This window comes from Gordonia araii NBRC 100433 (genome assembly GCF_000241265.1).
Lineage (GTDB): Bacteria > Actinomycetota > Actinomycetes > Mycobacteriales > Mycobacteriaceae > Gordonia > Gordonia araii.
Genome location: NZ_BAEE01000061.1, coordinates 136,241 through 150,955 on the forward strand (window position 1 = coordinate 136,241; position 14,715 = coordinate 150,955).

Genomic DNA, 14,715 nt, shown 5'->3' on the forward strand with positions numbered 1-14,715 from the left:
AACCAACTGTGGCAGTCGAGATGTTCTACGACGACGACGCCGACCTGTCGATCATTCAGGGCCGCAAGGTCGCGGTGATCGGCTACGGCAGCCAGGGGCACGCGCACTCGCTGTCGCTGCGCGATTCGGGCGTCGATGTCGCCATCGGCCTGCGCGAGGGCTCGGCGTCGCGCGCCAAAGCCGAGGAGCAGGGCCTCAAGGTCATGACCGCGGCCGAGGCGGCGGCATGGGCCGACGTCATCATGCTGCTCGCGCCCGACACCAGCCAGGCGCAGATCTTCACCAATGACATCGAGCCGAACCTCAAGGACGGCGACGCGCTGTTCTTCGGCCACGGCCTCAACATCCACTTCGGCCTGATCAAGCCGCCGGCGAACGTTACCGTCGGCATGGTCGCGCCGAAGGGCCCCGGCCACCTCGTGCGCCGTCAGTTCGTCGACGGCAAGGGCGTGCCCGCGCTGATCGCCGTGCACCAGGACCCGAAGGGCGAGGGCCAGGCGCTCGCGCTGTCGTACGCGAAGGGCATCGGCGGCACCCGCGCCGGCGTCATCAAGACCGATTTCAAGGAAGAGACCGAGACCGACCTGTTCGGCGAGCAGGCCGTGCTGTGCGGCGGCACCGAGGAGCTGGTGAAGACCGGTTTCGAGGTGCTGATCGAGGCGGGTTACGCGCCGGAGATGGCGTACTTCGAGTGCCTGCACGAGCTGAAGCTGATCGTCGACCTCATGTACGAGGGCGGCATCGCGCGGATGAACTACTCGGTGTCCGACACCGCTGAGTTCGGTGGCTACCTCTCGGGCCCGCGGGTCATCGACGCGGACACCAAGAAGCGCATGAAGGACATCCTCGCCGACATTCAGGACGGGTCCTTCGTCAAGCGCCTGGTCGCCAACGTCGAGGGCGGGAACAAGGAGCTCGAAGCGCTGCGCAAGGAGAACGCCGAGCACCCGATCGAGGTCACCGGCCAGAAGCTGCGCGACCTGATGAGCTGGGTCGACCGGCCGATCACCGAGACCGCATAGGACTCGCAAGGGGGTAAACCCCGCAGAAAGGGACAAACCCTGCACCGATTCGGTGCAGGGTTTGTCCCTTTCTGCAGCGTTTGCGGATCAGATCAGGCGGAAGCCGCCGTACTGGGTACGCGAGATGCGCTTCATGATCGGGCCGATGTTTGTTCCGGTTTCCGGTCCGATGCACGCGGTGAAGTAGTACGCGTTGACCATGCCGACGAGGCGCGATCCAACCGTGACCGGGGCTCCGGAGTCGCCTTCGATGACGCACATCTGCGAGAAGTGCGCCTTGCCGTCGGACGCCCAGACCACGCCGCAGGTGTGACCGGTGGTGCGGCCCTGCTTGCACATGATCGTCGGGAAGCCGACCGGGCGCGGATCGATGCTCCGGATGGTGATGCCCCGGACGCTGCGCAGCGGCGCGACGCTCCGGTTGAACTCGATGATGGCCATGTCCAGGTCGGTGGTCGAGTAGGTGATCGTGCCGACCTGGCCGCGGTTCTGGAACTTCTCGGCGAACACGCGCTGCCCGGAGACCCCGCAGTGACCGGCGGTGATGCCGATCAGGCGGTTGCCGTTGCGCGAACGGCCGATGGCGGTCAGCGTGCACGCCGCCGCCGAGTTTCCACCCTTGAGAACCAAGATCCCCGAGCCGGCACCCAGCGGGGTCGCCGGCGCGGCGTTGGCAGCGCCCGAACCCCATCCGCCCAGGGTGAGCGCGGCCAGGACCGCTACGATTGCGGTCAACTTCCGTGTCATTAAAACTCCAGTTCGTTGGTTCTCTGAGACGGTCTCGGCCCTACCGAGTACCCCCCGTCCGGGCGTGAACATGCCCACCCTACCCAGGATTACTGAGAAGTAGCTGGTTACGGACAGATTCGGAGATCCTCCGAGTGCGCGGGCGTCATATCTCGACTTGATTCACATTTGCGCACGTAGCGTGTGCGTGCTCACATCCTATCGGTGCAGCACCGGGCGGCTGCAAGCGGTCGGCGGGCGGCCACTAAACTCTGCAGTTGTACCCGGCGCGACCTGCCCGGATTCCCCATGATTTCCGCGAATCGTCAGGAGACACACGTGACCGCAGCTGGCCGTCCAGTTGTCCTTATCGCCGACAAGTTGGCGCCCTCGACCGTCGAAGCACTCGGCGACGACGTCGAGGTGCGGTGGGTCGACGGACCCGACCGGCCCAAGCTGCTGGAGGCCGTCGCCGACGCCGATGCGCTGTTGGTGCGTTCGGCCACCACCGTCGACGCCGAGGTCCTCGCCGCCGCGCCGAATCTGAAGATCGTCGGCCGCGCCGGTGTCGGCCTGGACAACGTCGACATCAACGCCGCCACCGAGCGGGGTGTCATGGTGGTCAACGCTCCGACGTCAAACATCCACTCCGCCGCCGAGCACGCGATCGCGCTGCTGATGGCCACCGCGCGCCAGGTTCCCGCGGCGGATGCGACCCTCAAAGAGCACACGTGGAAGCGTTCGTCGTTCTCCGGCGTGGAACTGTTCGACAAGACCGTCGGCGTCGTCGGCCTCGGCCGGATCGGTCAGCTGGTCGCGGCCCGTCTCGCCGCGTTCGAGACCAACGTCATCGCCTACGACCCGTACGTGTCGGCAGCTCGCGCCGCACAGCTGGGCATCGAGCTGGTCACGCTCGACGAGCTGCTGGAGCGCGCGGACTTCATCACCGTCCACCTGCCGAAGACGCCTGAGACCGCCGGTCTGATCGGCGCCGAGCAGCTGGCCAAGACCCGCAAGGGCGTCGTCATCGTCAACGCGGCCCGCGGCGGCCTGATCGACGAGCAGGCGCTAGCCGACGCGATCGTCTCCGGTCAGGTGCGCGGCGCCGGCCTCGACGTCTTCGACACCGAGCCGTGCACGGATTCGCCGCTGTTCGAACTGGATCAGGTCGTGGTCACCCCGCACCTGGGCGCGTCGACCGCCGAGGCCCAGGATCGCGCGGGTACCGACGTCGCCAAGAGTGTGCGACTCGCGCTGGCCGGCCACTTCGTCCCCGACGCGGTGAACATCACCGGCGGCGCGGTCGACGACGAGGTCGCGCCCTGGCTGGAGCTGGCCCGCAAGCTCGGCGTCATGGTGGGAGCGATCAGTGCCGACGTGCCGGCGTCGGTCACGATCGACGTTCGCGGCGAGCTGGCCGCGAAGAACGTCGACGTGCTGGGTCTGTCCGCGTTGCGCGGCGTGTTCTCGGCGACCACCGACGAGCCGGTCACCTTCGTGAACGCCCCGAGCGTCGCGCAGGCCCGAGGCGTGGCCAGCGAGGTCACCCGCGCATCGGAGAGCCCGAACCACCGCAGCGTCGTCGACGTGAAGGCGGTCTTCCCGGACGGTTCGTCCCACAACGTCGCTGGCACCCTGTCGGGTCCGCGCGAGGTCGAGAAGATCGTCAACATCAACGGCCGGAACTTCGATCTGCGCGCCGAGGGCAACAACCTGGTCCTCAGCTACGCCGACAAGCCCGGTTCGCTGGGCAAGATCGCCACCGCGCTGGGCTCCGAGGGCATCGACATCCAGGCCGCGGCGCTGTCGCAGGATGCCAGCGGTGAGGGTGCCACGGTCATGCTCCGCACCGACCGGGTGATTCCCGACGAGCTGCTCGCCCAGATCGGCGACTCGGTCCAGGCCAGCCTCGCCAAGCAGGTGGACCTGTCGTGAAGCTCGCCGTCATCCCCGGCGACGGGATCGGTCCCGAGGTCACCGCACAGGCGCTGCGCGTCCTGCAGAAGCTCGAGCCGCAGCTGAGCACGACCGAGTACGACTTCGGTGCGCGGCGCTACCACGCGACCGGGGAGCTGCTGACCGACGCCGACCTGGCGTCGCTGCGCGAACACGACGCGATCCTGCTCGGGGCGATCGGTGACCCGAGCGTGCCGTCCGGCGTGCTTGAGCGCGGCTTCCTGCTGAAACTGCGGTTCGCGATGGACCACCACGTGAACCTGCGGCCGTCGGTGCTCTTCGCTGGCGTCCCGTCCCCGCTGGCCGGGAACCCCGAGATCGACTTCGTCGTCGTGCGCGAAGGCACCGAAGGGCCGTACACGGGCAACGGCGGCGCGATCCGCGTCGGCACCCCGCAGGAGGTCGCCACCGAGGTCAGCGTCAACACCCGCTTCGGCATCGAGCGCGTCGTGCGCGACGCCTTCGCCCGCGCCCAGGCACGTCGCAAGCACTTGACGCTGGTGCACAAGACCAACGTCCTGACGTTCGCCGGCTCCATGTGGCAGCGGACCGTCGACGACGTCGGCGCGGAGTTCCCCGACGTGACGACCGACTACTGCCACGTCGACGCCGCGACCATCTACCTGGTCACCGACCCCGGCCGGTTCGACGTGATCGTCACCGACAATCTGTTCGGCGACATCATCACCGACCTGGCGGCCGCGGTCACCGGCGGAATCGGCTTGGCCGCGTCGGGCAACATCGACGCGACCAGGGCCAACCCGTCCATGTTCGAGCCGGTGCACGGCAGTGCGCCCGACATCGCCGGTCAGAGCAAAGCCGATCCGACGGCGGCGATCCTCTCGGTGGCGCTGCTGCTGCGCCACCTGGGCCGCGACGAGGACGCCGAGCGCATCGAGAAGGCCGTTGCGGCCGACGTGGCCGAGCGCGGCGATGGACCGATCAGCACGGTCGAGGTCGGCGAGCGCATCCTCGCGCGCGTCTAAACCACCGAACCCACACGGTTTCGCCCATTCCTCCTCGATGGACGGGGGATGGGCGAAACCGTGCTGGAGACCGGACATATTGTTCTAATTGAGATAGAACTATATGATTAGTACGTGTTGATTCGAATCGATCCGTCCGACCGGGCCGCCCTGTACGAACAGGTGGCGGCATCGGTGCGCGGAGCCGTCGCGCGCGGAGAGGTGTCTCCGGGCGATCGACTGCCGACCGCGCGGGAGGTCGCCGCTTCCCTCGACATCAACATGCACACGGTTCTGCGCGCGTACCAGATTCTGCGCGACGAGGGGCTCATCGAATTGCGACGCGGCCGTGGCGCGGTGATCGCCGACAACGCGGACCGGAAGGCAGAGCTGACCGACGCGGTCGACCGCGCCATCGAGGTGGCGAGACGTCTCGGTCTGAGCATGGATTCGCTGGTCGCCAGCATCAGAGAGAGGAGTGCGCAATGAGCGCAGCACGTACCACCGAGGAGATGCCCCGGAAGCGGCTGATCGCCGGATTGCTGGTCGTATGTCTGGCGATAGGGGCCGTCGGCAGTGCGGTGTTGTGGAGTTGGACCGCCACGTTGCCGGACCCGATGGCCACCCACTTCGGCTCGTCCGGTCCCGACGGATTCACGTCGCTGCGCTGGGTGGTCTGGCAACCGCTCATCGTCGGGGCGGTCTGCGCCGCCGTCGGCATCGGCCTGCTGTTGTCCGACATTCCCCGGACGACCGCGCAGTGGCTGATCGGGGTGAGTTCGGGGCTGACCGCCGGAGTCGTCGCGCTGATCGTTCTCGTCGCCCACGGGCAGCGCGGGCTGGCAACGGCCGAGGGCGCGAGCCTGTGGCCGTGGTCGATCCTGATCGCCATAGCAGCGGGAGTGGCGTTGGGGGCGCTGGCCGCGCGTCTGGTGCCGCGGTGGACCGAGCCGCCGATCGGCAACGACGGCGACCGTCCCGTAGCCGATCTCCGCGACGGCGAGCGGTTCGTCTGGACTCGTCGGGCCTCCTCGTCGTCGCCGACGGCGGCGCTCGCCGCAGTGGCGGTCCTGCCGCTGGTCGTCGTCGGCTGGGTGACCGGCACCTGGGCGTTGCTGCTCGCCGCCGGCATCACGCTCCTCGTCGCCGCGGTGATGTGGTCGGTCCGCGTCACGGTCAGCAGACAGGAGGTGTCGATCCGATCGGCCGTCGGCTGGCCGCGCATCGTCATCGGCCTGGACGAGATCGACCACGCCGAAGTCGTCGAGGTCAACGCGTTGCGCGACTACGGCGGCTTCGGCTACCGGGTCGGCGTGCGTGGACGGCTCGCCGGGACCAAGGGATTCGTGTTGCGGTCCGGCCAAGCGCTGCTTCTCGTCAAACGGGCGGGCGGCGGCGAGGTCGTGGTCGTCGACGACGCCGAGACGGCGGCCGGTCTGGTGAACGCGGTCTGTGCCGCGCGCTGAGTCCTACCACCATCGTTTCGTCAGTCCTGCTTCGATCGAAGCGGGATCGGCGAAACGATGATGGTCAGATCACGCCGTGGCGACTGAGCCAGGTTGTGAGCATCGGAATCAGGTCACCGCTTCGAAGTGTTGTCCAGGTCCAGCGGATCACGATGAATCCCATCGACCGCAGATCGTCCTCGCGCTTCTTCTCTCGGATCACGGCATCGGCAGCGTCCTCGTCGGGGCGGCGGAGGCGCCCGTACTTCATGAGTCCGTCGAACTCGCCGACCAGCATATCGTCCCATCCGAAATCGCACCGGTACGTCCGCCCGCTGAGGCCCCGCACTTCGCGTTGCAGGACCGGCGCGGGAAGCCCGGCGTCGATGATCTGTGCGCGACTCCAGGATTCCCCAACGCTTTCCGACGCCGGATCGGCAACGGCCAGCGCTCGTCGTGCGGGCCGGATCCCCGGGCGCGGGGTGGCGAGTGCAGCGGCGATCGGCTCCCGGCGACCACCTGCCCGCAACGCGCCGTCGAACACCGTGAGGGCCTGCGAGAAATCTCCCATCGTCGCGACGTCGGCCGCCGTGCGCTCAAGTGAGGTCACGCGTACGCCATCGATCTCGACGACGTCGCCGGAGCCGAGCGCGGCCGGGTGCAGGTGTCGACCGGAGCGAATCCCGCCGCCACGCTTCTCACCGGTGGTGACATGCACATGACGCAACGACGGGTGGAGGAGGGGAAGACCGTGGACGACTGCCGCGGACGTGTGGCTGAGCGGATACCGCTGCGGCGTCGAGGACGTTGCGACCGCGATCGAACGGAGGCGAAACAGTTGTTCGGCGCCGCGCGGGCCGTCGAAGTCGTCACTGCCTTCCACGTAGACGCCGGGCGTCAAGCGGAGGAGACGGCCCGACCGCACGGCCGCAGAGAGTTCATCGTCGCAATGGTCGGCCGCGAGCGCATTGCCGCGCCGGACCAGTCCGTAGTCGTCCAGGGGAAATCGGGTCATGTGGCATTAGACGTCTTAGCGCCCTGAGTGGTTCCCCATAGACTCCGGAGCCGCGCGGCGAACCCGCATGGTTTCGTCGATCCAGTATCGATCGAAGTGGGATTGGCGAAACGATGCTGGTTAGCGGGGATCGCGGGGGACCAGGGCGAGCGCGATCAGCGGCGCGACGGCGCACAGGGCGTAGGCCCACGCGTAACCGTGGCCGTCGATCACCGCGGCGATGATCGGCACCGCGGCCGCGCTCACGACGTACTGGGCGGTGTTCTGGATACCCAGCCCGCGCCCGCTCCACGCCGGGCCGGCGTATTCGGCGATCGCCGTGAACGCCAGCCCGTTGTCGGCGACGACGACGATCGAGGCGCCGACCATGATCAGCACGGCCAGGGGACTACCGATCGCATCGGTCGCCGCCAGGGCCGCCATGAGCAAAGCAGCCGCCGCGGCGATGACGCGGATGGGCCGCATCCGCGAACCCCACGCATCCGACCACCGGCCGGCCGCGATACGCCCCAGCGCCGCGAGGACCTGCGTCGCCGTCACGACTGCGCCCGCCTGGAACGGCGGCCATCCGCGCGCGATGATCAGCCAGGCGGGCACGAAGGTCCACAGGGCGATCTGCGGCACCACCAGCAGGACGCTAACCGCGTGCACCCGCACCAGGAATCCGCCGCGGCGATAAGGGTTCTCGCCGTTACCGTCGGCCGTCGACCCCGTGCGGTCGGGGTCGGTGATCCACAGCGCGGTGGCCGCCAGGGCCAGTACCGCCACCACGGCGAACACCGCGAAGCCCGCCGTCACGCCGTAGCGGTGCGCCAGAACGGGCACGGTCAGCCCGGTGACGCCGACGCCGAGCGGCTGCGCCATCTGGCGGATGCCCATCGCCGTGCCGCGCTGCTGGGCCGGGAACCACCCGACGACGATGCGGCCGCTGGCGCCGTTGGTCGATGCGGCGACCGCGCCGCCGGCGAACAGGCCCAGCCACAACCCCCACGCGGGTGCCTGTGCCGCCGCGGCGACGGTGGTCGCCACCGTCGCCACGACCGTCAAGGAGAGCGAGATCAGCAGGATGCGTCGCTCACCGATCCGGTCGAGTGCCCAGCCCCACAGCACGGTCGTGGCGACCATGCCCACCATCGGCGCTGCCGCCAAGATCGATGCGGCCGGCAGACTCATGCCGTCGCGATGCAGCCGCGGGATGAGGAAGGCGACGCCACTGGCCAGACAGGTCGTGGCCATCGCGGCAAGCAGGGAGGTGGCGAGGATCGTCCATCGTCGGGCATCGGTGATGGACGACGAGGCCGGTACGGGCTGCTGCACGGCACTCCTTCCACAAATGCGTCCCATAGAATGAGACGTTCGGTTTCATAGTGTAGAACCACATCGGAGTGGGTCGTCAATCGGGCTCCCGACCGGTGGGATAGGCTGAAGATCATGCGTTTAGGACGAGTAGCCACCCGCGACGGTGTGGCATTCGCGGCCGTCGAAGGCCAGCAGGGCAATGAGATCGCGCGAGAGATCGCCGAGCATCCGTTCGGAACTCCGACGTTCACCGGACGACAATGGCCACTCGCCGATGTGCGCGTGCTCGCGCCGATTCTCGCGACCAAGGTCATCTGCGTCGGCAAGAACTACGCCGCCCACGCGGCCGAGATGGGCGGCCCGGCGCCCGCCGACCCGGTCATCTTCCTCAAGCCGAACACCGCGATCGTCGGTCCCGAGGTGCCCATCGTGCGCCCCCCGTCGTCGCAGCAGGTGGATTACGAGGGCGAGCTGGCCATCGTCATCGGCCGGCCGTGCCGGGATGTCTCCGCGGCCGACGCGCGCGGCGCGATCCTCGGCTACACCGTGGCCAACGACGTGACCGCGCGCGATCAGCAGAAGATCGACGGGCAGTGGACGCGGGCGAAGTCGTATGACACGTTCTGCCCGCTGGGTCCGTGGATCGACACCGACTTCGACCCGTCCGACGTGCAGATCCGCACCGAGCTGACCGGAGCCGACGGGCAGACCGCGGTGAAACAGGAGTCGCGGACGTCGCTGATGCTGCACAGCGTCGGCGAGATCGTCGAGTGGGTTTCGCGGGTGATGACGCTGCTGCCCGGCGACGTGATACTCACCGGGACCCCGGAGGGCGTTGGCCCGATGGTCGCCGGCGACCGTGTTTCGGTCACCGTCGAAGGCCTGGGCACGCTGACCAACCCCGTGGTCGACAAATGACCGGACCCGCCGCGGCGACGCTGGTCGAGTTCAACGGGATCACCCTCGCCTACGAGGATTCCGGCGGTGCCGGCGACCTCGTCGTGATGGTGATGGGCACCGGCAGCCCGGGACGCGTGTGGAAGGCGAATCAGGCACCGGCTCTCGTCGGCGCCGGCTATCGGGTTGTCACCTTCGACAACCGGGGGATCGCCCCGTCGTCGGAGTGTGCGGAAGGCTTCAGCCTCGACGACATGGTCGCCGACACGGCCGCCCTCATCGAGTACCTCGGCGACAGGCCGGCCCATGTCGTCGGGACCTCGCTGGGCGCGCGGATCACCCAGGAACTCGCACTATCGCGCCCCGACCTCGTCCGGTCCGCGGCCATGCTCGCCACGTACGGCCGGTCGACGCCGCTCGTCGCGGCATTCGGCGCGGGGGAGCGGGCCCTCTACGACCAGGGCATCGAGTTGCCGCCGGATTACGCGGCCGCGGTGACCGCCCATCTCAACCTGTCCCCGCACACCCTCGCCGACGACCGGGCCGCCCGCGACTGGCTCGACATCATCAAGTTCTCGCCGCAGCGCGTTACCCCCGGAGTACGCGCACAGCTGGGGGTGCACGAGGGCGAACCCAACCGGCTCGACGCCTACCGGGCCATCACCCGGCCGGCGCTGGTCGTCGGATTCGCCGACGATCGGACGTTGCCGGAGTTCCTGGCCCGCGAAGTAGCCGAAGCGATCCCCGGCGCCGAGTACGCCGTCGTCGAGAAGGCCGGCCATTTCGGCTATCTGGAGCAGCCGGCCCGCGTCAACGAGCTCCTGCTGGAGTTCCTCGCCAAGCACTGACGGTCGCCGCGCAACCGCTGCGCGCCGCCGCGCGGGCATTCGCTACGGTTGACGCCATGACCAGCCCCGTTCGCGTTCGATTCTGTCCCTCGCCCACCGGCACCCCGCACGTCGGGCTCGTTCGTACCGCGCTCTTCAACTATGCCTACGCCCGTCACACCAAGGGCGACTTCGTGTTCCGCATCGAGGACACCGACGCCGCCCGCGACAGCGAGGAGAGCTACACCGCGATCCTCGACGCGCTCCGCTGGCTGGGCCTCGACTGGGACGAGGGACCGGAGGTCGGCGGCCCCTACGGCCCCTACCGTCAGTCGGAGCGACGCGACATCCACCGCGACGTCGTCGCCAAACTCCTCGAAGCCGGAGAGGCGTACGAGGCCTACTCGACGCCCGAGGAGGTCGAGGAGCGGCACAAGGCGGCCGGACGGGATCCGAAGCTGGGCTACGACAACTTCGACCGCGATCTGACCGACGAGCAGCGAGCCGCCTATCGGGCCGAAGGCCGCAGCCCGGTCATCCGGCTCCGGATGCCCGACGAGGACATCACCTGGGACGATCTGGTGCGCGGCGAGACAACGATCAAGGCCGGGACGGTGCCCGACTTCGCGCTTACCCGGGCCAGCGGCGACCCGCTCTACACCCTCGTCAACCCGGTCGACGACGCGATGATGAAGATCAGCCACGTCCTGCGCGGCGAAGACCTGCTGTCCTCCACGCCGCGACAGATCGCCCTCTACCGTGCGCTCGAGCGCATCGGGGTCGCCGACGGGGTGCCGCGGTTCGGTCATCTTCCGTTCGTGATGGGGGAGGGCAACCGCAAGCTGTCCAAGCGCGACCCGCAGTCGAGCCTGTTCCACCATCGCGACCGCGGCTTCCTTCCGGAGGGACTTCTGAACTACCTCGCGCTGCTCGGCTGGGGATACAGCGGTGACACCGATGTGTTCACGCTCGATCAGATGGTCGAGGCGTTCGACGTGCGCGACGTCAACTCCAACCCGGCTCGCTTCGACGAGAAGAAGGCCGAGGCGATCAACGCCGAGCACATTCGGATGCTGGAGCCGGCGGACTTCGCGGGCCGACTTGGCGACTTCCTGGTGGCCCAGGGGCATCTCGACGCGTCGCCCGGGGGAGACCCGGCGTTCGCGGCGCTCGCCGAGTTGATCCAGACCCGGATCCAGGTGCTCGGCGACGCCTGGGACCTGATCAAGTTCTACTACGTCGACGACGCCGATTTCGTCATCGACGAGAAGTCGGCCGCGAAGAACCTCGGATCGGATGCCGGCCCCGTGCTCGACGCGGCGATCGGCGCCCTCGAGGGAGTGGCGGCGTGGGATACCGCCTCGATCGAAGAGGCCCTGAAGACCGCGCTGGTGGACGGTCTCGAACTCAAGCCGCGCAAGGCCTTCGGCCCGGTCCGCGTCGCGGTCACCGGAGCCGCGGTGAGCCCCCCGCTCTACGAGTCGATGGAGCTGTTGGGTGTGGAGAAGTCGTTGGCGCGGCTGCGCGACGCCAAGGCGAAGTACGCGGAATAGGTGCTTTGAACTGCACGTTTATGCTATTGGGTCGACCTCCTGCTAACCTACTTCTCGGTCCTTTCGCCGGGTAGTAGGCCCGGGGAGAGAAACCCATTGGGGTATGGTGTAATTGGCAACACAGCGGTTTCTGGTACCGCCATTCTAGGTTCGAGTCCTGGTACCCCAGCGGACTTCACGGTCTGTCTGACTTCGCTGTCGCGGCGGGGCCCAGTTCAAGCCGAGAAGTAGTTCAGGCCCCCTTCGTCTAGCGGCCTAGGACGCCGCCCTCTCAAGGCGGTAACGCGGGTTCAAATCCCGTAGGGGGTACCAACGTGGCAAGTTGGAACCCGCGTCCCGAACATCGGGACGCGGGTTTCTCTTGATCCGGCCTCGGCCGATTTCGCCCACCGCCCCTGACGGTCTGTCGCCAGACTGTGGCCCCGGGACGGATCCCAGTCGTCTACTTGATTGCTCGCGACTCCCGTTTTCCCCTCATGGTCGCTAGCGTGCGACCAACCCGGGATTGCAGCGCTCCTGTCGAGCTCTCGCCGTTCAACGGTGGCTTCGGCAGTCGTGAGGTTGCTGTGATCCGATCCTGCACTGACTTGAGCAGAACGAGCGGCACTGCGCCAGCGCCGCGAGGCGGAGCAGGGCATTGCGCTCGTGTTTGAGCGTGCTGACTCGCTTCGCTGCCCTTGCGTCACCACTCGCCGGCACCCCATGTGTGAGCGGTGGGTGGGCAAGGCGCAACCTGCAGCACGCATGTACCTGGTCGTTGGTACGCTTCGCGCCATGACAAGTGTGCCGCCTTCATCGGCGATGCCGTTACCGCCACCACCGCTCGGCTGGGCAGTGCCAGCTCATCCCATTCGGCAGGACTATCCTATGCCGCCACCTCGTAGCGGTCGTAGTGCTCTTCGAGGGCTCATGGTTGCTGCAAGCGGGCTAGCGGCTCTACTCGTTCTCGTATTGGCAGTTGTTCTGCTGCCCCGGACGATTGACGGGTCGGGGATACCGTCGGCAGCCGAATTGGCCCGCGTGAAGCTGGCAGCGGCTCAACTAGGCATGGTGCAGGCGCCCGCAGTCAAGTTCAACGGGCATGTCGATACCCGTGGGGGCAGCGAGGCACGGCTGGACGTAGTTGCGGGTAATACCGGTGAACTAGCGGGACAAGTATCGATCGGAAGCCACGAGTTTCATGTCACGACAGTTCAGGGGCGTACTTTCCTAACTGGGGACGCGGAAGCCTGGCGCTCGCTCGACCCTCCTGAGTCACCTGAAAAGCTCGCGGGCAGGCCAGTCGAGCTTCCGCAGAACTTCTTCGGCGTCAACCTTGCTGAGCTGGCACCAGCGCAGTTGGGTAAGAGTCTTGACCCTGCGCTGCTGGATGGCAAGCGAGTGACTGTTGGCACTCCCGTGGTTATCAACGGTCGCCTGTCCACTCCGATCACGAGCGGTCACATCACCAGCTATGTCTCTGATCCTGATCAGGCGATCCGGGCACCGGAGCCGTCAACTAGTACGATGCCAACGGCACTCGGTCGAGCCGGCGCCTCGATACAGTTTGTAGACGCTGGAGGTGCTGGAGCGCCACTGCCCTTACCAGAGCAGCCGCGAATCGATCGTGTGGAGATGGACACACTGTCGGGCAAGGGGCAGTCAGGTGACAAGCGTGCAACGTTCAAGGTTGATACGAGCAGGTTGACGCCCGAACAAGCCCAGCGATTCTATGTCGACTACAATAGCAAAGTTAAAGAACTGTCTGAGGCCGTCAATCCGGCACTTCGAGTCGCTGCCCAATCATCGGGGCACTTTGTGCCCTCGCCGTGTGGCACGACATCTTGCACCGTGAACTTTCAAATCGGCAACACAATCTCCGCCTCGTCAAACGTCACATTGCAGTCGGTCTATGCGAATTACACGATCACTATAACGGCGAAAGGGGGTCCTCGCAGGTAGTTGTTCTGGCAGTACCACCATGCCGCCCAATGGGTCGGCGACTGTTTCGTGTGGAGCGAGTTACGCGCCCTCGCGAACGGGTGGAACAATTAGCGCCAAGATTCACGTCCAAGCCGTTGCGTTTGGCAAAGCGCAGATTACTCAGTTGCTTCAAGTGGTCGCTGATCACGCCGCGGCGATTAGGGGTCTTCCACCGACCGAGCTTCCTGGGGACGGACGTTTCGTGGTTCAAAAGGCGCGAAATATGGGTGGTCCTGGTGCCCGATTAAATGCGGAGTTTCAGTCTCAGATCACTGGTCTCCCGGTCGCCGTCGAGTTCCTGATTGAGAATCCCGCGATCCAGAACGAATCACACAGTGTGCCGTATGACGGGATCGACTACCAGGAGCGAATACTAGAAGAGGTCAAAGGACGGTATGCTCATCTGATAAAGGATGGGCGACTTCTTCCCTTCATTGAGACCCCTTGGTTGAAGAGTTGAAACGTCAGCTAGAAGGACTTCCCATTGGCTATCGACTTCGAGTCACCTTTATGGAAGAAGAAGCTATGAAAGCTGCGATCGAGGCCTATCGGCGCGCAGGGATCGACCTGTCACGAGTAATAGTCCGTCAGGTTCCTAAGGAGTAGCGGCGTTGGGGTACCTACTACATCGCGAAGACTCGGAGCCGTTCGACATGGCACGAGTAACTGACTCGCTTCTCGGCGCAGGAGCGCATCTTAGGGGCGGTGGGCCCGATCCTCGTCAAGCGAATCCGAACTGGACTTTTCAGTGGACCTTGGACGAGGCAGAGATACAAGTATACGGCTCGGCAACCGTGATCAAGATCGATGCTGCCGAAGTCACAGATATTGTGGCGCAGTGGATCTATGACCTGATGGTCACGGACCATCTTCTTTTCCACGAGGAGACTATTCTCAATATGCTTGCCCCGAACGAAGAAAGCGTTCCTAGCGATCCGATGTTTAGTGGCTCAAAGGCTGTTCATACGTGGCAAGAACTCCAGCAGATCGCCAACTACGATGACCCTGAGCAATACTTCCAATCACAACAAAGCCACTAATAGTGATG

At 66.3% G+C, this 14,715-nt stretch carries 13 protein-coding genes and 2 tRNA genes; 12 read left to right on the forward strand and 3 right to left on the reverse strand.

Annotated elements, in window-relative coordinates; genetic code table 11:
* Positions 1-20 precede the first annotated feature (20 nt).
* Positions 21-1,022 carry a ketol-acid reductoisomerase gene (gene ilvC, locus GOARA_RS12610; protein WP_170265498.1) on the forward strand — a complete coding sequence of 334 codons (1,002 nt, stop codon included), beginning with the start codon at positions 21-23 and terminating at the stop codon, positions 1,020-1,022.
* Positions 1,023-1,109: 87 nt separating this feature from the next.
* On the opposite strand, the gene GOARA_RS12615 is transcribed toward ilvC, so the two are convergent.
* Positions 1,110-1,769, reverse strand: coding sequence for a chymotrypsin family serine protease (locus GOARA_RS12615; RefSeq protein WP_040523074.1), 660 nt, complete (start codon positions 1,767-1,769; stop codon positions 1,110-1,112).
* A gap of 318 nt (positions 1,770-2,087) precedes the next feature.
* On the opposite strand from GOARA_RS12615, the gene serA reads away from it, so the two are divergent.
* From serA to GOARA_RS12635, 4 genes are all read left to right on the forward strand, one after another.
* Positions 2,088-3,683 carry a phosphoglycerate dehydrogenase gene (serA, locus tag GOARA_RS12620; protein WP_007322779.1) on the forward strand — a complete coding sequence of 532 codons (1,596 nt, stop codon included), beginning with the start codon at positions 2,088-2,090 and terminating at the stop codon, positions 3,681-3,683.
* A complete protein-coding gene (locus GOARA_RS12625; RefSeq protein WP_007322780.1) occupies positions 3,680-4,690 on the forward strand; it encodes a 3-isopropylmalate dehydrogenase in 1,011 nt (336 codons plus the stop codon). Before serA ends, GOARA_RS12625 begins: the two co-directional genes overlap by 4 nt.
* Positions 4,691-4,804: 114 nt before the next feature.
* Positions 4,805-5,158 (forward strand): GntR family transcriptional regulator, encoded by a 354-nt coding sequence (locus GOARA_RS12630; RefSeq protein ID WP_007322781.1) that lies wholly within the window; start codon positions 4,805-4,807, stop codon positions 5,156-5,158.
* Positions 5,155-6,135 carry a DUF1648 domain-containing protein gene (locus GOARA_RS12635; RefSeq protein WP_007322782.1) on the forward strand — a complete coding sequence of 327 codons (981 nt, stop codon included), beginning with the start codon at positions 5,155-5,157 and terminating at the stop codon, positions 6,133-6,135. The genes GOARA_RS12630 and GOARA_RS12635 overlap by 4 nt, the downstream gene beginning before the upstream one ends.
* A 64-nt stretch (positions 6,136-6,199) precedes the next feature.
* Here the strand turns inward: GOARA_RS12635 and GOARA_RS12640 are convergent, their stop codons facing one another.
* Together GOARA_RS12640 and GOARA_RS12645 are read right to left on the reverse strand one after the other, a co-directional pair.
* A complete protein-coding gene (locus GOARA_RS12640; protein ID WP_007322783.1) occupies positions 6,200-7,129 on the reverse strand; it encodes a hypothetical protein in 930 nt (309 codons plus the stop codon).
* Between the two features lie 120 nt (positions 7,130-7,249).
* The gene (locus GOARA_RS12645) at positions 7,250-8,446 is read right to left on the reverse strand and encodes an MFS transporter (RefSeq protein WP_007322784.1); all 1,197 of its coding nucleotides are present in this window, start codon (positions 8,444-8,446) and stop codon (positions 7,250-7,252) included.
* A gap of 114 nt (positions 8,447-8,560) precedes the next feature.
* Here GOARA_RS12645 and GOARA_RS12650 point away from each other — a divergent pair, with 114 nt between their 5' ends.
* The 7 genes from GOARA_RS12650 to GOARA_RS12675 all read left to right on the forward strand — a co-directional run bounded on the left by GOARA_RS12650 (position 8,561) and on the right by GOARA_RS12675 (position 14,707).
* The gene (locus tag GOARA_RS12650) at positions 8,561-9,346 is read left to right on the forward strand and encodes a fumarylacetoacetate hydrolase family protein (RefSeq protein WP_007322785.1); all 786 of its coding nucleotides are present in this window, start codon (positions 8,561-8,563) and stop codon (positions 9,344-9,346) included.
* Positions 9,343-10,173, forward strand: a complete 831-nt coding sequence (locus GOARA_RS12655; protein ID WP_007322786.1) for an alpha/beta fold hydrolase — start codon at positions 9,343-9,345, stop codon at positions 10,171-10,173. Before GOARA_RS12650 ends, GOARA_RS12655 begins: the two co-directional genes overlap by 4 nt.
* A 56-nt stretch (positions 10,174-10,229) precedes the next feature.
* Complete coding sequence (gltX, locus tag GOARA_RS12660; RefSeq protein ID WP_007322787.1) at positions 10,230-11,705, forward strand: glutamate--tRNA ligase; 1,476 nt, start codon at positions 10,230-10,232, stop codon at positions 11,703-11,705.
* A gap of 97 nt (positions 11,706-11,802) precedes the next feature.
* Positions 11,803-11,874 (forward strand) — tRNA-Gln (locus tag GOARA_RS12665).
* A 67-nt stretch (positions 11,875-11,941) separates the two neighbouring features.
* A tRNA-Glu gene (locus GOARA_RS12670) sits at positions 11,942-12,017 on the forward strand.
* 708 nt (positions 12,018-12,725) lie between these two features.
* Positions 12,726-13,646: a hypothetical protein gene (locus GOARA_RS19890; RefSeq protein ID WP_138947684.1), complete on the forward strand. Its 921-nt coding sequence runs from the start codon at positions 12,726-12,728 to the stop codon at positions 13,644-13,646.
* A 674-nt stretch (positions 13,647-14,320) separates the two neighbouring features.
* Complete coding sequence (locus GOARA_RS12675; protein ID WP_138947685.1) at positions 14,321-14,707, forward strand: hypothetical protein; 387 nt, start codon at positions 14,321-14,323, stop codon at positions 14,705-14,707.
* Positions 14,708-14,715 lie beyond the last annotated feature (8 nt).

Bases quoted from the DNA above. Each gene is read 5' to 3' on its own strand.
- GOARA_RS12615 (WP_040523074.1), bottom strand. From the start codon at position 1,769: ATGACACGGAAGTTGACCGCAATCGTAGCGGTCCTGGCCGCGCTCACC.
- ilvC (WP_170265498.1), top strand. From the start codon at position 21: ATGTTCTACGACGACGACGCCGACCTGTCGATCATTCAGGGCCGCAAG.
- GOARA_RS12635 (WP_007322782.1), top strand. From the start codon at position 5,155: ATGAGCGCAGCACGTACCACCGAGGAGATGCCCCGGAAGCGGCTGATC.
- gltX (WP_007322787.1), top strand. From the start codon at position 10,230: ATGACCAGCCCCGTTCGCGTTCGATTCTGTCCCTCGCCCACCGGCACC.
- GOARA_RS12640 (WP_007322783.1), bottom strand. From the start codon at position 7,129: ATGACCCGATTTCCCCTGGACGACTACGGACTGGTCCGGCGCGGCAAT.
- GOARA_RS12650 (WP_007322785.1), top strand. From the start codon at position 8,561: ATGCGTTTAGGACGAGTAGCCACCCGCGACGGTGTGGCATTCGCGGCC.
- GOARA_RS12675 (WP_138947685.1), top strand. From the start codon at position 14,321: ATGGCACGAGTAACTGACTCGCTTCTCGGCGCAGGAGCGCATCTTAGG.
- GOARA_RS12655 (WP_007322786.1), top strand. From the start codon at position 9,343: ATGACCGGACCCGCCGCGGCGACGCTGGTCGAGTTCAACGGGATCACC.